This is a genomic window from Pseudomonas sp. MRSN 12121, assembly GCF_000931465.1.
Classification (GTDB): domain Bacteria; phylum Pseudomonadota; class Gammaproteobacteria; order Pseudomonadales; family Pseudomonadaceae; genus Aquipseudomonas.
The window spans coordinates 4,338,198-4,354,961 of the sequence record NZ_CP010892.1; the positions used below are offsets into that span (position 1 = coordinate 4,338,198).

The 16,764-nt window shown below is 58.5% G+C and carries 22 protein-coding genes and 1 tRNA gene; 7 read left to right on the forward strand and 16 right to left on the reverse strand.

The window, feature by feature from the left end:
• Positions 1-56 precede the first annotated feature (56 nt).
• Positions 57-494: an Lrp/AsnC family transcriptional regulator gene (locus tag TO66_RS19580; RefSeq protein ID WP_044463821.1), complete on the forward strand. Its 438-nt coding sequence runs from the start codon at positions 57-59 to the stop codon at positions 492-494.
• Between the two features lie 74 nt (positions 495-568).
• Positions 569-898, forward strand: coding sequence for a YceK/YidQ family lipoprotein (locus tag TO66_RS19585; protein ID WP_044463822.1), 330 nt, complete (start codon positions 569-571; stop codon positions 896-898).
• A 107-nt stretch (positions 899-1,005) separates the two neighbouring features.
• Here the strand turns inward: TO66_RS19585 and TO66_RS19590 are convergent, their stop codons facing one another.
• A complete protein-coding gene (locus TO66_RS19590; protein WP_044463823.1) occupies positions 1,006-1,677 on the reverse strand; it encodes a Bax inhibitor-1/YccA family protein in 672 nt (223 codons plus the stop codon).
• 123 nt (positions 1,678-1,800) lie between these two features.
• Between TO66_RS19590 and TO66_RS19595 the strand changes: the two genes are divergently transcribed.
• Positions 1,801-1,888: transfer RNA gene (locus tag TO66_RS19595), tRNA-Ser, on the forward strand.
• 260 nt (positions 1,889-2,148) lie between these two features.
• On the opposite strand, the gene TO66_RS19600 is transcribed toward TO66_RS19595, so the two are convergent.
• Positions 2,149-2,889, reverse strand: coding sequence for a hypothetical protein (locus TO66_RS19600; protein WP_044463824.1), 741 nt, complete (start codon positions 2,887-2,889; stop codon positions 2,149-2,151).
• Between the two features lie 138 nt (positions 2,890-3,027).
• On the opposite strand from TO66_RS19600, the gene TO66_RS19605 reads away from it, so the two are divergent.
• From TO66_RS19605 to TO66_RS19610, 3 genes are read left to right on the forward strand one after another with little or no spacing between them, the layout of a single operon-like run.
• On the forward strand, positions 3,028-3,477 hold the full coding sequence (locus tag TO66_RS19605) for a hypothetical protein (protein WP_044463825.1): 450 nt from the start codon (positions 3,028-3,030) through the stop codon (positions 3,475-3,477).
• A gap of 1 nt (position 3,478) precedes the next feature.
• Positions 3,479-4,132, forward strand: a complete 654-nt coding sequence (locus TO66_RS33450) for an AsnC family protein (protein ID WP_156162088.1) — start codon at positions 3,479-3,481, stop codon at positions 4,130-4,132.
• On the forward strand, positions 4,129-4,311 hold the full coding sequence (locus tag TO66_RS19610; protein WP_044463826.1) for a hypothetical protein: 183 nt from the start codon (positions 4,129-4,131) through the stop codon (positions 4,309-4,311). The genes TO66_RS33450 and TO66_RS19610 overlap by 4 nt, the downstream gene beginning before the upstream one ends.
• Here TO66_RS19610 and TO66_RS19615 read toward each other — a convergent pair.
• From TO66_RS19615 to TO66_RS33460, 12 genes are read right to left on the reverse strand one after another with little or no spacing between them, the layout of a single operon-like run.
• Positions 4,292-4,810: a lysis system i-spanin subunit Rz gene (locus TO66_RS19615; protein WP_044463827.1), complete on the reverse strand. Its 519-nt coding sequence runs from the start codon at positions 4,808-4,810 to the stop codon at positions 4,292-4,294. The genes TO66_RS19610 and TO66_RS19615 overlap by 20 nt on opposite strands.
• A complete protein-coding gene (locus TO66_RS19620) occupies positions 4,807-5,232 on the reverse strand; it encodes a structural protein (RefSeq protein WP_082061120.1) in 426 nt (141 codons plus the stop codon). Before TO66_RS19620 ends, TO66_RS19615 begins: the two co-directional genes overlap by 4 nt.
• Before the next feature lie 42 nt (positions 5,233-5,274).
• The gene (locus tag TO66_RS34005; protein WP_256240808.1) at positions 5,275-6,459 is read right to left on the reverse strand and encodes a hypothetical protein; all 1,185 of its coding nucleotides are present in this window, start codon (positions 6,457-6,459) and stop codon (positions 5,275-5,277) included.
• Positions 6,460-6,484: 25 nt separating this feature from the next.
• A complete protein-coding gene (locus tag TO66_RS32760; protein ID WP_082061121.1) occupies positions 6,485-7,147 on the reverse strand; it encodes a hypothetical protein in 663 nt (220 codons plus the stop codon).
• On the reverse strand, positions 7,147-7,470 hold the full coding sequence (locus tag TO66_RS33455; protein WP_156162089.1) for a hypothetical protein: 324 nt from the start codon (positions 7,468-7,470) through the stop codon (positions 7,147-7,149). Before TO66_RS33455 ends, TO66_RS32760 begins: the two co-directional genes overlap by 1 nt.
• Positions 7,467-10,400 carry a DUF1983 domain-containing protein gene (locus TO66_RS19630; RefSeq protein ID WP_044463828.1) on the reverse strand — a complete coding sequence of 978 codons (2,934 nt, stop codon included), beginning with the start codon at positions 10,398-10,400 and terminating at the stop codon, positions 7,467-7,469. Before TO66_RS19630 ends, TO66_RS33455 begins: the two co-directional genes overlap by 4 nt.
• Complete coding sequence (locus tag TO66_RS19635; protein WP_044463829.1) at positions 10,397-10,795, reverse strand: DUF6950 family protein; 399 nt, start codon at positions 10,793-10,795, stop codon at positions 10,397-10,399. Before TO66_RS19635 ends, TO66_RS19630 begins: the two co-directional genes overlap by 4 nt.
• A gap of 2 nt (positions 10,796-10,797) precedes the next feature.
• Positions 10,798-11,400 (reverse strand): hypothetical protein, encoded by a 603-nt coding sequence (locus tag TO66_RS19640; protein WP_044463830.1) that lies wholly within the window; start codon positions 11,398-11,400, stop codon positions 10,798-10,800.
• On the reverse strand, positions 11,400-11,984 hold the full coding sequence (locus tag TO66_RS19645; RefSeq protein ID WP_044463831.1) for a hypothetical protein: 585 nt from the start codon (positions 11,982-11,984) through the stop codon (positions 11,400-11,402). Before TO66_RS19645 ends, TO66_RS19640 begins: the two co-directional genes overlap by 1 nt.
• Before the next feature lie 15 nt (positions 11,985-11,999).
• On the reverse strand, positions 12,000-14,717 hold the full coding sequence (locus TO66_RS19650) for a phage tail tape measure protein (protein ID WP_052506142.1): 2,718 nt from the start codon (positions 14,715-14,717) through the stop codon (positions 12,000-12,002).
• A 54-nt stretch (positions 14,718-14,771) separates the two neighbouring features.
• Positions 14,772-15,068 (reverse strand): hypothetical protein, encoded by a 297-nt coding sequence (locus tag TO66_RS19655; protein WP_044463832.1) that lies wholly within the window; start codon positions 15,066-15,068, stop codon positions 14,772-14,774.
• Between the two features lies 1 nt (position 15,069).
• Positions 15,070-15,372: a hypothetical protein gene (locus TO66_RS33460; protein ID WP_156162090.1), complete on the reverse strand. Its 303-nt coding sequence runs from the start codon at positions 15,370-15,372 to the stop codon at positions 15,070-15,072.
• A 201-nt stretch (positions 15,373-15,573) separates the two neighbouring features.
• Here TO66_RS33460 and TO66_RS33465 point away from each other — a divergent pair, with 201 nt between their 5' ends.
• Positions 15,574-15,813: a hypothetical protein gene (locus tag TO66_RS33465; protein ID WP_156162091.1), complete on the forward strand. Its 240-nt coding sequence runs from the start codon at positions 15,574-15,576 to the stop codon at positions 15,811-15,813.
• Between the two features lie 192 nt (positions 15,814-16,005).
• Here TO66_RS33465 and TO66_RS19665 read toward each other — a convergent pair whose 3' ends face one another.
• Both TO66_RS19665 and TO66_RS19670 read right to left on the reverse strand, forming a co-directional pair.
• Positions 16,006-16,239: a hypothetical protein gene (locus TO66_RS19665; protein ID WP_256240814.1), complete on the reverse strand. Its 234-nt coding sequence runs from the start codon at positions 16,237-16,239 to the stop codon at positions 16,006-16,008.
• A gap of 8 nt (positions 16,240-16,247) precedes the next feature.
• Complete coding sequence (locus TO66_RS19670; RefSeq protein WP_044463835.1) at positions 16,248-16,733, reverse strand: hypothetical protein; 486 nt, start codon at positions 16,731-16,733, stop codon at positions 16,248-16,250.
• Between the last annotated feature and the right edge of the window lie 31 nt (positions 16,734-16,764).

Consider the following 16,764-nt stretch of genomic DNA (forward strand, 5'->3'; position numbering starts at 1 on the left):
TTGGCCTAAACCTTTTTTATCAAGGTATTTATAGGTTTTTACCTAACGAGGTTGGCATGATCGATGAGATTGACCAGGCGCTTATCAGCGCCCTGATGGAAGACTCGCGCCGCTCGCTCAAGGCCCTGGCGCAGATCAGCGGGCTGTCCTCGCCCAGCGTCGCCGAACGCCTGCGGCGCCTGGAGGAACGCGGCGTGCTCAAGGCCTATACCGTCGAAGTCGACCCCCGGTTCTTCGGCTATCAGTTGCAGGCCATCGTGCGCATCCGCCCGCTGCCGGGAAAACTCCAGGAAGTCGAACGCCAGATCCTGGCCATCCACGAATTCACCGAATGCGACAAGGTCACGGGCGACGATTGCTTTATCGCGCGGCTGCACGTGCGCGACATGGAACAGCTGGACACCCTGCTCGATCGCCTGAACCACTACGCGGAAACCAACACCGCCATCGTCAAGAAAAGCCCGGTGAAACGACGGTTGCCGCCGATGGCTTAAGCGCTGATTGAATGGCGCCAGCCCGGGAAAAGCTTCTAGACTTCGCCATCATCGATACAGGAAGGACTCTGGCCATGAAAATCGCCTCTTTGTTACTACCGATATTGCTGCTCGCAGGCTGTGGCACCATCGACACCGTATTCAGGGAGGACTCGGTGGCCAGCGAAAAACTCAAGGAGCGAAAGTCTTACTGTGGTGGCGTCCCCCGCGTTTATAGCGGCGTGACCTATGACTTCTGCAGCCTGCACGCTGCTGTCCCGGAAGGTGGTACGTCCTACTCCGGCCCGGCCTCGACCCAGGGCATGCTGATCGACATTGCCCTGTCAGGCGTGTTCGACACCCTGCTGTTGCCCTATACGCTTTATCAGCAACAAGTCGACGGCAGCCTGATGATTACCGACTGAACACGGGCACACCGCCCCGGCGCCCTCAACCTCCAAAGGCTCCGCACGACCGGATCGCAGACAACAAAAAGCCCGCCGAAGCGGGCTTTTCTGTTCCAGGCTGGCGATCAGTCGTCGCGGCCCATGATGCCGAACAGCTGCAACAGGCTGACGAACAGGTTGTAGATCGATACATACAGGCTGATGGTCGCCATGATGTAGTTACGCTCGCCGCCATGGATGATGGCGCTGGTCTGGTACAGGATGCTCACCGAGGAGAACAGCACGAAGCCCGCGCTGATCGCCAGTTGCAGGCCGCTGATCTGGAAGAACATGCTGGCCAGCACCGCACCCAGCAGGACGAAGAAACCGGCGGTGATGAAACCGCTGAGGAAGCTCATGTCCTTGCGGCTGATCAGCACGTACGCCGACAGGCCACCGAACACCAGGGCAGTCATCGCGAAGGCCGAGCTGACCACTTCCGCGCCGCCCTGCATGCCCAGGTAACGGTTGAGGATCGGGCCGAGCAGGAAGCCCATGAAACCGGTCAGGGCAAATGCCGACACCAGGCCCCAGGCCGAATCACGGAGTTTGTTGGTGAGGAAAAACAGCCCGTAGAAACCGATCAGCACGACGAAGATGTTCGGATAACCGACCCGCATCTGCTGGGCCACATAAGCCATCACGCCACTGAAGGCGAGGGTCAGGGCGAGTAGGCCGTAGGTGTTGCGCAGGACGCGGCTAACTTCTAGCTGCTCAGCCTGCACGCCGTTATTAACTGCGTAATCCTGTTCGCGCATGGCGACACTCCTGTTGGTTTGAAACGTTCAGTGGCAAAGATCATAACAGACGCTCTGCAACACGCTATACGCAGAGTTTGACAGTGTGTTTCATTCGGGTATTATGGCGCCCGCAACAAAAACGGAGGTGTGGCCGAGTGGTTTAAGGCAACGGTCTTGAAAACCGTCGACTGTAACAGGTCCATGAGTTCGAATCCCATCGCCTCCGCCATATTCGTCACGCTAAAGCCCCGATTATTCGGGGCTTTTTCGTTTCTGGCGGATTCCACTTCTGGGCAGCCCTACTGCTGCTTCATCCGCAGATTTTCGGACGCGTCCTAAAACTTTGCATTTGCCCTTGCGGTTCTGTGCGCCGCGCGCAATCACCAGTCACATAGGCGTTATGCCAATAACGCATGCTGTAGCCCCTCCCCTCCGGCGTTCTGCCGACCGAACACAATCCCCCGAACATAAAATGCCCGCTCATCTGCGTCAGGGCCCAGGCTTTTCCAGCGCGCTGCGCACGGCCAGCCAAATGTGATGTCGAACTGGAAGTTGAAGATTCTCTTGTGCGCTCCCCGCGGTAAACCACTTTTGCAGGCGACTCACGCTCCACAAGCACAGCTCGCTCAAGCGTGGATAGCTCAGGCGCTCCCCCTTGGATTGCTTGTAAAGCCGGTCAAGCTCTGCAAAAAAGCTCGGCTGGTCGAGGGCTGCCAATTCGCTCCACTCGCCATCCCTCGGCAATCCCAAGGACTGCTCTGCCTTCTTCTTGCGCCGTTGCACGGCAGCAGGCTTTGATTTCTGCGTTTTCTTAAACCTCGCAATTCCCATGTTTTTCCGCTTTACCGAGACGGCCGCGTTACTCACCCCCAGGCGTGCGGCGAGTTTTTTATCGAGCATCGTCCCCAGGAGTGCCAAGGCTTCTTCACTCCAAACATTGCGCCGCTGGAGCAGTGCAGGAATTCCACGACGCAATCGGGCGTTCTGTACAGCCGTGATGCTGACTCCCAGTTTCCGCCCAAGCAATTCATCAGGAATAGTACCGAGCAGCTTTACGTTGTCCTCGTTCCAGACATTGCGAGGCACATGTAATTGGTCGTGGGCCGGAATGCTGAGCTGATTTCGTTTGGCAGCGATCGTGTTATGCGGGACGTCGAAGCGGATCGCCAGATCTCGATCAGTCATCGTGCCGAGAAGCGGAATGATCGGCTCCCAATCATGTTTCCTCATGATCTCATCCTTGCAATCGTTGCCTGTATTGTCAGCATTGTCCCCTTAAGCTGTGAAATTTTCAAACTTCCTAGCAGGAAACCATTGCATATATCATATGATATATGTATGCTCCATACACACCCAAGGAGAAACGCCATGGAACTCTTCCACACCAGCCCCAAAGAAATCACCAGCATTGACAAGCACGGTCGGTTCGGCGAGTTCCTGTTCTTCTCTTCCGACGTTTACGTGATGACCGCCGGCGACCACGTTGTCTACCGTGCGCAGATTGACGACGACGCGATCATTGCAGCCAACCACCTGTTCTACCACGCAGACGCCGCTAAGCTCGACGAGCTCGTCGCCAAATTTTGTGCCCGCTTCGATGTTGATACTGACACCGCCGAAGAGATCATTAGCGAGCGCCAGCAGCTGGATACTGGCGATGCCGATGATGACTGGGATGTGCAGATCTACACTGCCCGCGCCGCAAAAATCCTTGGGTATCGCGCTGTAGCGGTAAGCGATGAACAAGGCACCGCCTACATGGTTGATATGCTCGGCCGTGAAAGCGACCTCTCCCTGATGCAGCCAGGGAGCCTTTAACTTGATACGCAATAGCCTTTACATCAATCCAGGCCTAAGCACAGCCAAGCCAGGAAATCATCGGCAATCATGGACTATTGCACACGATGAGTTCGTCGAAAAAAACAACGGAATAATGACGCACGCCGAAATCGGAAAAGCTCTTGGTCGATCAGCAGCAGCAGTGCAACGCAGGGTGCACGCGCTGGGACTGCAACAGCGCACTTACTCTGAGTGGTCGAAAGATGAAGAAAAAATACTGAACGATATCTACCCAAGCCGCGGGCTTGAGGGCGTGATCCACGCCTTGTCGGCGGCCGGATTTTCTCGCACGAAAAGCGCAATCACAGGGAAAGTTCAAACTCTTAAATTAGAGCGCCTGGCACTTTTTGAATCAATATCGTCACTTACGCAGCCGGAGTTTTTTCAGTTTCTATCAAGGCTTTACTTTGAGTCGACAGGAGACAAGCTTACATATCAAGTTCTTGCTGAGATGTGTCATGTAAGCTACAGCAGCATGCAGAAGTGGTTTGCGCCAGGATCAGGACAGCAGCCTCTTTCGATCCAGTTAAAGCACCATTTCTGGCTCGCATGTAAATTCGCAATTGCTTCTCGCAAGCGCAAAATATCTCGGGAACATCGTCAAGATGACGAGTCCGATCAGGTCAAAGCATGAGCAAGGCACAGAAAGACGCGACCGCCCGCTACCGGGCTGCGCAGATTCAGATTCAAGCCTTGATCAACCCCCAGACAGAGCCGGAGCTTGCAGCCGCTTGGAATCGCTTGCTCGAAGCACATGGCAACAGCAAGAAGAAAGCCCTGGCATTCGCCATCCTCAACGCCCCAGCTCCCTGACATACGCCTGGCACGCCTGAAGCGCGATCAGCCCCCGGTCGCCGTCGTCGGTGATGCCGACAATTCGTTGAGCATGCGCCGGGTCAAGTCGGGCTCGCGTGGCTCCATGAACCAGGCCGACGGCGGCGGCGGGGGCAGGCACGTTGCTGCAACGGGCTGTATCCGCGGCGTCGACAAGGACTGACAGCCGCAAGTCAGCAGTAGCAAGGCGATCGCGCAGGCGAGCTTGGTCATTCTGAGCATTTGTCAGCTCCTGGTGGTGGGCTTTGTCGGCAGTGGCCAGCCGCTGCTCGAGCGCGAGGCGCTTGGCTTGCTCGGCCTGTTGCTGGGCGCTCGCTGCATTGCTGATTGCACTCAGGTCACCCTGGTGCTGCTGGGCTAGATCTGCCAGCTGCTTGCCGTAGCGCCAGCCCTGAATCTTCCACGCCCCACCAGCGCCGATGGCGATCAACAGGCCGGCCAGCACCAGGGCGCCGAGCAGTTTCTGCGCCGCCGTCATGCCAGCGCCCGCCGCACGCCTTCGGCCAATACTGCGGCGGGGTATGCATACCCTGCGTTTTCGTGATGGATGATCGCTTTGACGAAGCCGGACATGACCGAGGACTGGGCCAGGTCAATCTCCGCCCCAGGCCGGGTTCCGGTGTTCGCTTCAACGGCGCGCACGTATGCAGCTGTGTCGTTCTCAACCGCCGGCGCCCAGCGACTGATGATCGCCTTCACTGTCCTGAGCCCGTGCTTTCGCTGATAGGTCAGCAGCAACTTACCCAGGGCGCGGATGCCATTCTCCGGCGTGTCGAACCGGGCGAACCGCTTCTCCAGCGCTGGGTTTGGTGGGAGCTGCCCTTGCCACTGGTTGGCCGGGTTGTAGTCGATGTTCCCGGGGTTTCGATTGCGCACCCCGCGGGTTTCGGTGATAGGCATGCTTTTCTCCAGGCAAGAAAAAGCCCGCTCGGTGGCGGGCTGTTATTCGGTTTCGGCGAACTGCTGCGGAGGCGGCTCGACGGCAGGCATTTCAAGCCGCACGTCGATCCAGCTGTTGAGTGGCACGTCGAGCGGAGCACCGCGGCCGGGGATCATTTCTCCGTCGTCTGACAGGGTCCAACGCTGCTTGAACAGGCGGACGGTCACCGTGCCGTCGGGGTCCTGCTCGGTTTCTGTAATACCGAGCGTACCGCCGCCGTCTGGCGAACAAGGGTCCTGGGTCCGCCAGCCTTCCAGGGCCAGGCCGAGACTTCCGGTCACGCGGTACTCGCCCACGCCCAGGCGCTCAACGCTCACACCGCGGGCCTCGTTATTCGCCACGCCCCACTCGCCTGCCGGTTCGAATGTCTGCTCGGCGAGGTCGCGGCGCACGCTGTCTGCGACGTTCGCAATGCGCACGATCGGCGAAGCAGCAGACAGCGCGCCGCCGGAACCGCGGGTTGTGTTGCCAGTGTGGTAGACCTCCATCGCCAACCCGAAATTGCCGCCGGCGGCCCCAGTCGAAACCCGGAAATACATCTTGTTGACAGCTAGCCCCATCGGGAAGAAAAGCTGAGCCTCGTAGTTGTTGTTGTAGGGAACTCGAACCATGGCGGCATAGGAAATGCCGGATGACGATGGATCGGCGGCAACTTTGTACATCCCGCCACCCTGCGGGCTTCCAACTTGAGAGTTGCCGGGGGAGTCATAGCCGGTGGCATCCGGCGCGACAACCGAACCAACACCAGAGGACACCTTCGTCGGCCATGTGCTGACGTCTGCTGTGGCCGCAGTACCGAGGCCGAGCCCTCCGCGCGCCGCGGCTGGCGTCGACCCGCCCGTTCCGCCTTTTGCGACCGGCAGAATGTCGTAGTTGCCCGTAGTGCCAAGGGAGGCCATTTTCGTTCCGTAGGTGTTAACCCAAGAGCGAACTTCATCAGCGAGCGTCTTCTGGTAGCCCTGGATTGGAACAAGCGCATAGCCACCAGCGGAATTGCTTGGCCCCAGATAGTTTGGCGAAATCGATATTGCCGTGTCACTGGCAATGTTCGTGACCTCATACCATCGCCCATCTGGCCCAAGAAAGGCGTCACCGACACGACTGTTTGAAATAAATGCGGTACTGGTGCCGATCACCGCGCTTGAATTTTGGACGACAGAAACCGTCCCGGTTCTATACCACGGCATAAAGCCCCTCAACACTTGATAGAGATCAAGCGACTATCTTTGCAAAGATAGCCGGCAACGAAAAAGCGAATGGATTACTCAAGGCGGTAGTTGTAAACCAAAGCTGCGAAGCGGCGAAATCAAAAACAATTCGTGGCAGTCTCCCGACATTATCCCCCGACAACATGCGCATGCTCGCATTGTTTATCATCAGATACTCATCAGTTGACGAACTGAAAGGTGATGAATACCAGTTGGTGTAATACCCCTGCGCGTCCTGTGTAGTCCTTACATAGGTCCAGTTCTGAAAAAACCTGGTAAAAACCGCCGATGGAGTACCGCTATCGAAAATTAGCGCTCCAGCTCCATCCCAAAGGCGCATGCCATAAGAAGAAACTGGAGAAGCGGCGAACCCGCCGACAAAATACTTCCCGGAAATTGAAGTGTTTACGGTGCCGGATATCGTCATTCCTGTCCAATTACCAGGAGAGCCTGAGATGCTACATCCGACAGTGACCGAGCCGCTGTTATTGTTTGGCCTTAGGAATAAAAGTGGCGGCTCTTGGGTCGTTATTGCAGGGCTAAACGGTACGCTGACACTGGTAGATCCGGCGTATGTACCAGATTGAAGAACGCACAACCTTGCATACTCCGAGTCAATAGAAACGACACCGTTATCATTAACTACAGACAGACCAAAACTCGCCATCAATACCGCCTCATCACAATAAGCCTCATTGCACTTCGAGAGAATTTATCGCCCGCAAAGCCATTGATGAAGTTCCTCACATTAACAACGCCATCGGTCATTTCTGTTTCTAGTTGCCTATCTTCAGTCGCCGAAGGACCAATCGGAAGCACCACCGCTACAGCGTTGCTTGTATTGCATCCAGGAACTGAAAACTGCTGGGTGCTTTTTCCTCCAGCGCTGGCAAATGAAACAACGACCGACAAAACGATGCGCCAAGTTGAGGTGCCGGTATCGAATTGAAGCACTCCGTCACCGCCCCACATCCTCAAGCCGTAACTCATGCGTCCAGGTCCCCGAGTTGTACCCGCTTAACGTTGTTTTGGTCATAGACCTTTACGGCCCGGTTGGTCATAGTCAGTCGTCCGCCCCCCGGAGCCGGCCCGTTGAACTCCAAGTTGCCCGCCTTATCCAGTCTCCAGCCCTGTACCCCAGCGACATAGTTGTCTGACTGCAGGTACTGACCGATCTTCAGCATCGTGATGCTGCCATCCTCAATGAACGCCGATTTGATGAACGTTTGTCCGCCGGTTACCGCGAAAGGCGACACCGGCGTACCGTTTGCCAGGTTCAGCAGCATGAAGGTGTCGGCGCGCACCACGAATTGCGACGAGACTCCGGATGGATCGACTTGTAGACCAAGACCGAAAGACGCGGCGTATTTCTGGCCGCCGGCGGTGGTCTCCATCTTCACCGACCAGATGGTCGATAGCTGGCCCTGGGTATTCGCGAGAGCAGAAGATGTTTGCTGAATTGCCGCGGTGTTTTCGCCAACAGTAGCTTGCAACTGAATCCGCTGCGTGGCTTCAGCCTCGATCTCAGTCGCTCTGACTTTCTCCTCTGTGACGATCGCGGCGGTGTTGTTCCAGCCCTTGATTGCATCGGCCAGGGCGCCGGCGCCGTCATCTTCCCGCCAGGACGCTCGGAGCGTGTTTGTCGAGGCGGCTTGCGCCGTCACCACGCCATCCAACTCGCTGATATCGGCGGTGTTGGTCGCCACCTGCTGCGCCAGGCCATTGACCGTCTCGATCGACTGACCCACGTCCAGCCAATAGGTCGCGTTCGGCGGTGGCGTGTTGATCGGTACAGCCTGAACAGCTTGGTACAGGCGCTGTCCCTGCTGGACGATGTCACCCTTGATGTACGTCCTCTCAGCGTCATACAGCAGGATACTGTCCAGCGCGTCGATCTGGTCCTGCAGGCCGTCAATCTCGCTGATCAGGTCCTGTCCAAGTTCAGTCCGGGTGATCTTGCCGGCCAGCGCGGCCAGGTAAGCCGAGACATCATTTGAAGTGGAGGCCGGCACATACAGAAACGCGCTCTTTCCGTAGGCATTTGCCGAGCGCACGAAGTAGTAATAGTTCGTGTAGAACCCCAGGCCCGTATGCGTGAAGCTCAGACCTTGCCCCAGATAAACCGCATTATTCGCTGTGGCCGTCGGCGACGTACTGAAGAAATACTCGTAGGTGCCGCCATTAAGGCCGTGCAGCGTGTTCTGGGGAATCAGCACAATGCTGTCGATCGAGGACTGCACAAAACACGACTCAGGGATCGGCGGTCCCATGATGCTGACCGTGAGGGTCGCCTCGCCCGACCTGGCCATAGGGCCGACCGCGGCCACGCTCATCGTGTAGTTGCCCGATGACAACCCGTTGATGGCGCACTGTGTCGAGGTGGCCGGCACCGAGTGCGACTGAACAGCGGTCGCGCCCTGGCGGACAATGACGACGTAGGACGACACAATCCCTGTTGGCAGCGCCCAGGACAGGACGCCCTGCACAACCTCGGCCCCGGTGTTCTGTGTCCAGGTCAGGCCCGTCGGCGAACCCAGGCCGCCGGCCGGCAGGTTGATGAACCCGAGCGGGTTGTATGGCTCGCCCACGGCGTCATCGAAGATCGCCGCCTCGTACTGCTTGACCTGCACGGTGCAGCCTTCGCTATCCCCCATCGACCAATCGCTGACGATGAACTCGCCCAGCATGTTCAGCGATGGAAGATTCACCCGCACCACCCGGCCGGGCCTGCAGTTGTAGCCAGCAAAGTTCATAGGGATGCTGATCGCACCGCCTGCGCGCCGGCGACGAAGCTCGATGTTGGCCAGGCGCTGGGCCTGATACGGATCGGTGACATAGGAGAAGGTCAGGGTCTCCGCCGCCTCCCCGCCGTCCTCGACAATCCACTCGGCAACGCTGACTTCCGGATAGTCCGTCTCGGTCCAGGACTGCGACGGGTCAATGAAGGTGCCGCGCACGGTGTTGATGGCCGAGTCGTTGGTCGGCTCGGTGCTGCCGGCGACCGTGCCAATCACCATGTCCTCGGTGATCTCGAAGTCATACGGGCCGTAATAAGCCCCGGCCTGGAGCATCCAGCGACCGCCGACGCGAATCAGCTTGCCAGCACACGCCGCCTCCAGCTTCTGCAGCACGCCGGTACGCTGCTCGTCGGCGCCGATAACGCAGGCGGCCCGGTAGCGCTGGCTGACCGAGCCGTCGGCATTGGTGATGGTCTCGTCGCAAACGTTGGCCGCACTGGCGAAGGTCTCGAACACGATCTCATCGTCAGGCACGCCACAGCGCGCCCGCAGATACCACAGCATATGCAGCGCGGTATTGGCGCTGTACCCGGTGTTACCGGTGCGCGGGTCGTAGATGTCGTTGCGCCCGCGAACCACGAACCGGGTGTCAGGGATGCCGGACGGGAATTTCTCGGCGCTGTACTTCAGCGACACGCGCACGAACGATAGGCCGCGGCCGATCTGGCTGTCCTTCCAGTCCGGGCAGTTGGCCTTGAGGAAGGTGTTTACCTGGGTCGGATTGACGATCAGCTCATAGCTGGCGAACTCGCCGAATGAACCGATCTCCTCCTCGCCCAGGTAGATATTTTCCACGGCATCGACGGCACCCTCGCTCAACACGTAGACCAGGTGCAACCATTCGCCCTCAGTCTGCCCGCCAGCCTGTTCCTGGGCCCACACCAGCACACCCCCGGTGGCCGCGCGGCCCAGGATGAAGCGCACAGGTGCCTTGGACGAACGCACGGTCTGTGCCGAGGGCTCGTTGTCGCGCAGTGGCGACTTGGTGTTCAGCTTCTCCTGCTGCTCGGCGGCATAGAAGGCCAGGGCTGCGCCGGCGACAGCGCCCATTGGGCCGCCCTGCACGAAACCAATAACAGCACCGACCGCCACCTGGGCGAGTTTCTTGACGCCGCCGCTCATTCAACCCTCCACGCGGCCAGAGGCTCGCACTCAATCCGGCAAACGCCGTCTTCGGTCGTCGACCAGTAATCACCCGCCCAGAACACGGCCATGCTCCGTCCGCCCGGGGCGTCGTACAGCACCACATCGCCGCGCTGGATGAAGGACAGCGGCACACGTTTGAAGCAGGCATCCCATGCCGCCTCTAGGCTGCCGTGCTGCTTCTTCAGCTGCCGCTTGGCGGCGGTCTCGGTCTTGTACTTGCCGCGGTATTGCTCAGCCGGATCTACCCCGCACACCGCCGCGGTGCAATCGGCAGCGAACAGGCAGCAATCAAATTCGCCCCATGAAAAAGGCCGCCCTTGGGCGGCCTTGATCACGTCGTTTAAGCGCGTGGTCCAATCTCGATAGCGCATGGCTAGCTTCCGTAATTGAATGTCGGGGCGTCCTTCTTCGAGCCCCAGTAGATGGGCCACTCGGACATTTGCGCGATCGCGTAGAAGAACCGGTCATCCTGGTGGCGGGCCCGGTGGTTCTCGTCGGTAAAGCGCTCGGTGCCCGTGCGGCTCCACTCGGCCATGCGGTCGATCACCGGCACCGTGATGCTGTTGCCGTCCTGGCCATTGCCGGCGTAGGAGAACTTGGCGGCGTCCATGCGCCCCGAGAACAGGATGTCGGCCGCGTAGTTGCCGGCCTCGTCGAACACCACGAACATGACCTTGGCCGACCGCCCGCGGCAGCCGCGCACGTTGGTCTCCGCGACGATGTAGGCATCCAGGCCGCTGAGTTTCAGCTCGACCGACATGGGCGAGTTCGAGTTGTCGCTCTCCTGCGACTGGCTGACCTCGCCGAAATTGCCCACGCCTTCGTATGTAATGCCGTCGATCACCAACTGGCCGGTGCCGGTGTGCGCGAAAACCATGCCGTCGACGAAATCGAGCTGCACGGCATACACGGCGAGGAATTTGCCAGTGGCGATGATGTTCACCACGTTCTGGCTGAAGGGGAATGCTGAGGGCATCAGAAGGCCTCCCTGAACTGATAGCTGCCGTTGGCGACCACCGGACGAACCGACATAGACCAGGTGTCCGAGGTCATGCGCATCTCCGAGTAGGGGGTTCGGTATTCAATGACGGCGCCGGCGGTCAACGCCTTGCGGATCCGCTTGTTGAGCAGGACCGTGGCCTGGCCCTGGGCATTCGACGAAACCGGGTCGGTGACCTCGAACATCTCCCCCGCCACGGTGAGGTAGTCGCCCGCGGCGAAGATCGATGTGCTTGGCGTCGCCCCGGCGATCAGCATGCTGCGCGCCTGTGCGTTGCCGGTGACCACCACCAGCGCCCCGACGTTGTCGGCTCGCGTGCGGGTGAAGGCCGGCAAGTTGAAGGTGCCGAACATCCCATCCAGTCGCCCAAGGAAGGCAGAAAGCTCGCGCTCCTGGCCCCTGGTCAGCAAGCCGAAGGTCAGCGTGCACTGCCAATAGGCACCCGGGTAGCCGACGATCTGCTGGGCATTCGAGAGCGTCGAAGTGAACGCCCTGCTGTTGTTGACGATGCCCCACGTCATTTCTGACGGGCGCAGTAAAGCCGGCCACGTAAGAGCCATGCAGCACTCCTTGATCTATCGTTTGCGCGAGATGAGCTGGCTGATCGGCCCGTTGCGCTTCAAATCTGCGAGAACCGCCTGATAGGCGGCCTTGGCCCCCTCTTCACTTCCACGCTTCACGTCAGCCACGGTTGCGGCATCTACGTTGCCGCCCACGGTGATGTGCTGAATGACTGGAGGAAGAGAAACGCCGCCTGACACGCCGCCCTGCACGGCTGATGTCGATGCCGCAGCAGCAGGCCCGACATAGCCACCATCTGCGTACCCTTTCGAATTCGCGTTCATGCGCTCGAGGAACTCCCTGGCCCCGGGCTGGCTGACCACGTCCTTGCGCACCACGAACTCGCCACCGTGTACCACGCCTTTCGGCTCGAACTTGCCGCCGTCGCCGGTATAACCGCCGTCGGAGAAGCCGAACTTCGAGGTGTAGCCGGCCGCCGAAGCGCCCAGGCTCGACGACGCGGCACCCGCGGAGCCTGCAGCCAGACCATTGCCAGCAGCAGACGCACCGGCGCCAGCTAATCCACTGAACAGCGTGCCGAAGATGCCCACCGCCGCCAGGCGCACCTGAATTCGGATCAGGTCAGCGATGATTCCATCCGCCAGATCCTTGAACGACAGCTTCCCGGTCTTCACGAACTGGATGATGCCGTCTTCCATGTTGCTGAAGGCGTTGGTGAATAGGTTGCGGGTTTGGCCGGCAACGTCCGCCGCCTCGTCGGCGTATGTCTGAAATGCCGAGGAAGCTCCGAGCGACCAATCTGACTGTGCTTTGTCGAGCTGGTTGTAATAGTCCCGCTGATTGACCAGACGCAAGGCCAATTGCTCACGCAAGGCTTCGGTCTGTCGAGCATAATCGTTCTGGGTGATATCCCCGCTGGTTCGCTGAGCCGCCAAGGCCTTCAGATCACTTTCGTACTGCTGCCTGATCTGCATTTCCTGCTGAAGCCTCTCGCGCGTCTTGTCGCTCGATCCGAGCCCCGCGAGGTCCATGTCATAGCCATTTTTCTGCGTAAGCGTCTGACTCTCCTGGGCCGATAGGAATGCGTTGAATTTGGCATCCGCCTCATTCGCGGCTTGTATCTTTTTCAGCGCATCGAGCTCGTCCGCTTTCCCGCGCAAGTAGGCCTTTTGCTGCTGAGTAAGACCGGCCAGCTTTCCACTCTCCAGCTCGAAGGCCAGTTTCGTGGCTTCTGATGCCTCCTTTTGCTTATCCGTAGTGACGTTTATCAGCTGGATCTGGCGCTGATAGTCTTCACTCGCAGTATCGAATGCCCGCTGCGTGGCATTCCGGGCGTGCTCACTGGTCTGGGCGGCCTTTTTTGCTGCCTCCTCAGCTGAGGCCTTGGCATCTTTCTCTTTGGCGTACTGGAGCAGGAGTTGCTGCTGAGCGGGCAACAGTTTGCCCAGCTCGCCACTTTCGATTGCGTAGCGGACTTTCGAGGCCTCAGTGTTTTCGCCTTGGAGCGCCGCCTGCTTCTTGAGCGATTCCAGCATCTTTTCGTAAGCAGGATTAACCACTGCGCCCGGAGCATCGCCAGCAGGCTGCTGAGCGCCAAGATCCGCCGCCGATTTCTGCATGCGGTTGCGTATCTCGGTAATGCCGTCAGCCTTCTTCTGGAGATCAGCAATCGACTTGTCGAGCTCATCCACGTCGTAAAATTTGAAATTGTAGAAGGCTGTATCGCCGGCCTTTCCCTTGATGAGCTTGGCCCGAATGTCGGCTAGATCGCGCATCTCCGACATGATCACGCTGAGCTCATTATTGAGCCCGGCAACGGTTTGCTTGTCGTCGCGAAAGAAGTCCAGAAACTCGCCCGAGTTGAACCGATCCATCCCCTCGGAAAGTGCAAGAAGGCCTTTTGCGAACTTGCTGCTGGCCGTCGTCGCCTCGTCCAGCTTCCCCACGGTGACAGTCAGCGAGTTGTTGAAGGCGGTCATCGCCTGACCTGCGGTGACACTCATGCTTGCGCTGAGCTCGTCTACCTTGTTTTTCTGGCTCTCAAGCGCACGCACGACGCTTTCTGAGGTTAGCTTGCCCTCGGCGCCCATTGTTCGAAGTTGACCGATAGTGACCCCCAGCCCTCGAGCAATCGCCTGGGCTAGTGCTGGGGTCTGCTCCATTATGCTATTGAGCTCATCACCTCGAAGCGTGCCAGAGGCAAGAGCCTGCCCGAATTGCACCAAGGCCGCGTCCGCCGCCTGAGCGCTCGCTCCACTGAGTGCGACCGACTTGGCGACCGTTTCGGTTATGCTTGCCACTCGATCCAGCGATAGTCCAAGTTGCTTACCGTTCTGAGCAATCCGCTGGTACACCTGAGCGGTGCTTTCAAGTGCTTGACGTGAGTTCTGGGCAACTTGGAACACGTCGTTTTGGGCCTTGCTCAGCTGCTGGCTACCCTCAGTGACTAACCGTAGGCGGTTGGTGATGTTGGTATATTCCGCGGCCGCCTGGCTGATTTTGGTGATACTGAAGGCAGCCGCCAAAGGAGCTACGAGACCAGACGCCATGGCCGCTAAAGATCGAAACTGGCGTTCCATGCCTCTGATTTGCGGAGCTGTCGCCTGGGCATTATCACCAAGCTGTTGAATGGATCTGCTCGCCTTGCTGAGCGCCGGGTTAATGAGCAACCCCTGGTCCTCAAGCTCGCCCAGCGCTTTTTTTGTATCAGCTGCTTTTTTTTCTGCGTCGCGACTATCAATCTCGAGGACGAGTCGTGAGGTCTGGGCCATATGAATCTCCGGGCATAAAAAAACCCGCCTGAGCGGGTTGGTGTAAAAACTCTTCTATTCGGTGAGCGCCGGAAGCTCCGCATGGCAGTGTTTGCATTTGATCGCTTCTTTTTGCACCAGCTCAGCGCAGATAGGGCATTTCCTGTATTTCGCGGAGACGCCAAATTTTCTCGCGATCTCCCGGCTTTTTTCTTCATCAAAACCCAAAGGCGGCAAGAACCACAGAGCGAATAGCGCTAGCAAGGAAAAGAAGAAACCTAGGATGACCCAAGCAACAACCCCCCTGCCTTTTTGGTTAGCGTAGTATCCACAAAGTCCCGCAATGGCAATTCCAAAAATTAGGTATTCCACTTCAAGACCTCCATTTCTGCCGAGCCTCTAAGATTTCTCCGCCAGGCCGCAGCTGTTTGGCAGCCCTGTCTCTGGCAGCAGGCCTCAGCGTGGAGACCTCGAACTCCATCATCTCTTCGATGGTCTGCGTAGGTGCTTGCGAGCTACCTGTAACCACAGCAGCTATACGCACGTTAACGGCCGCTTGCTCCTCTGCCCTCGCCAGCCATTCAGAGGGATGGCTATCGTAGGTAAGATCCCTATAAAACCAATCGCCCACAAGCTCTTGTATTTTCGTTAAGAGCTCATCTCTGTCGTAGTCCATTGCCTTCTCCCGGTTGGCTGGCATCAATCTACCACCATCCGCGGGAAGCGCCAAAACCCCGCCTGTACGAATCCCAGTAGCACCACTCCTCCCGCCGATAGTAGCCTCCTGCCACACGCAACGGATCCCCCAGTCCTTTGCCTGCAAGCCCAAGGACTGGGATTGCGCCAATTTCGGCGCCTTTAACGCAAGGAAAGTAAAATGAGTGAAGTTAATACAGCTGAGCAACGCCTGAACGAACTTGAAACCGTCGTCAGGACACTGATTCTCTTCAACCAAAATGCCATATCGACTGTTAGTCGGCGGATTACCCAAGGCAATCCAGCCATTGCGGACGCTCTAATCCAAGACCTCGCCAGCCTGAAATCTCGCAGCTACAGCGGCATCGACAAAGGTCTACATGACCAATATGTTGACAGTCTTATAGCCCGGGTTAGCTGACCTTCCCAAACCCAGCCGCGTAAAGCAGGCCGCTGCGATCGCACTTCTTCATAGTGACGCCCCAGCGGCTTGCCAGGCTCTGCTCGACAACCACCGGCCACCCACACTCCTGGGTGGCAGGCTCCGAGCGCCGAGTGCCTTTAGATTGATTCGTCATACCCTTCTCCCGCGGCCCTGCCGCATCATGTGGTTTCAATCTTCATTGCTCGCCAGACACACCGCATCCAGCGCAAACATCACCTCGTCTACCTCATCGCGCGGTAGTGGTGATGGATGCGATTCCAGCCAGTCGGAGATCTCCCGGGCCGATAATGGCAGCGGGAACGCCCCGGCCATGCCAGCGATGTACCGGCGCCCGCGGCAGACGTTGCGATAGAGGTTCAGCAGGTATGCCGTGATCTGGTCATTCTCGGGCTCGTCCGGCACCGCTAGTCTCAGGCGCGCGTAGACCGCCCTGCGCTTTTCGCTTTCCCCGCCCCACTCTTGCTCCCACTCGAAGCGGCAGACGGCTTTCCCACCGACTCAGCCCGATCTTCTGCGGCGTCGGTGGCGGCAGAGGCGCCCTCGCGCAGGACGAATACGAAGAACTCGATATTGGTTTCCAGAAGCTCGGCGGCGATCGCCGGGCTGTACTTAACCGGGTTGCCTTCGGCGTCCAGCACGCCTTCCCAGTCCTTCACGATGAAGTGGCTGAGCAGCATCGCATGGTTCTGGTGCTCGGTCTTTTCGCCGGCGACTACGCCCACCTGCCCCTCTTCAAATCGTGCATCGTTGCGCTGAATGCGGCGGCGCATGCGCTCCAGGGCGACCTGGTATTCGGGGTTGTCGATGCCGGCCAGCAACACCTTGGTGTCACTGTCGAACTTCGCCCAGCGCTCACCGGTAATATCCGGTTTCTTTTTGCCCAGTTGCAAAGCCATGTGGATTCCTCAACGCCACGCCAATAAAAAG

Excerpts from the sequence above, each read along its gene's own strand:
- TO66_RS19580 (WP_044463821.1), top strand. The coding sequence starts at position 57 with ATGATCGATGAGATTGACCAGGCGCTTATCAGCGCCCTGATGGAAGAC.
- TO66_RS19585 (WP_044463822.1), top strand. The coding sequence starts at position 569 with ATGAAAATCGCCTCTTTGTTACTACCGATATTGCTGCTCGCAGGCTGT.
- TO66_RS19590 (WP_044463823.1), bottom strand. The coding sequence starts at position 1,677 with ATGCGCGAACAGGATTACGCAGTTAATAACGGCGTGCAGGCTGAGCAG.
- TO66_RS19600 (WP_044463824.1), bottom strand. The coding sequence starts at position 2,889 with ATGAGGAAACATGATTGGGAGCCGATCATTCCGCTTCTCGGCACGATG.
- TO66_RS19605 (WP_044463825.1), top strand. The coding sequence starts at position 3,028 with ATGGAACTCTTCCACACCAGCCCCAAAGAAATCACCAGCATTGACAAG.
- TO66_RS19610 (WP_044463826.1), top strand. The coding sequence starts at position 4,129 with ATGAGCAAGGCACAGAAAGACGCGACCGCCCGCTACCGGGCTGCGCAG.
- TO66_RS19615 (WP_044463827.1), bottom strand. The coding sequence starts at position 4,810 with ATGACGGCGGCGCAGAAACTGCTCGGCGCCCTGGTGCTGGCCGGCCTG.
- TO66_RS19620 (WP_082061120.1), bottom strand. The coding sequence starts at position 5,232 with ATGCCTATCACCGAAACCCGCGGGGTGCGCAATCGAAACCCCGGGAAC.
- TO66_RS34005 (WP_256240808.1), bottom strand. The coding sequence starts at position 6,459 with ATGCCGTGGTATAGAACCGGGACGGTTTCTGTCGTCCAAAATTCAAGC.
- TO66_RS32760 (WP_082061121.1), bottom strand. The coding sequence starts at position 7,147 with ATGGCGAGTTTTGGTCTGTCTGTAGTTAATGATAACGGTGTCGTTTCT.
- TO66_RS33455 (WP_156162089.1), bottom strand. The coding sequence starts at position 7,470 with ATGAGTTACGGCTTGAGGATGTGGGGCGGTGACGGAGTGCTTCAATTC.
- TO66_RS19630 (WP_044463828.1), bottom strand. The coding sequence starts at position 10,400 with ATGAGCGGCGGCGTCAAGAAACTCGCCCAGGTGGCGGTCGGTGCTGTT.
- TO66_RS19635 (WP_044463829.1), bottom strand. The coding sequence starts at position 10,795 with ATGCGCTATCGAGATTGGACCACGCGCTTAAACGACGTGATCAAGGCC.
- TO66_RS19640 (WP_044463830.1), bottom strand. The coding sequence starts at position 11,400 with ATGCCCTCAGCATTCCCCTTCAGCCAGAACGTGGTGAACATCATCGCC.
- TO66_RS19645 (WP_044463831.1), bottom strand. The coding sequence starts at position 11,984 with ATGGCTCTTACGTGGCCGGCTTTACTGCGCCCGTCAGAAATGACGTGG.
- TO66_RS19650 (WP_052506142.1), bottom strand. The coding sequence starts at position 14,717 with ATGGCCCAGACCTCACGACTCGTCCTCGAGATTGATAGTCGCGACGCA.
- TO66_RS33460 (WP_156162090.1), bottom strand. The coding sequence starts at position 15,372 with ATGGACTACGACAGAGATGAGCTCTTAACGAAAATACAAGAGCTTGTG.
- TO66_RS33465 (WP_156162091.1), top strand. The coding sequence starts at position 15,574 with ATGAGTGAAGTTAATACAGCTGAGCAACGCCTGAACGAACTTGAAACC.
- TO66_RS19670 (WP_044463835.1), bottom strand. The coding sequence starts at position 16,733 with ATGGCTTTGCAACTGGGCAAAAAGAAACCGGATATTACCGGTGAGCGC.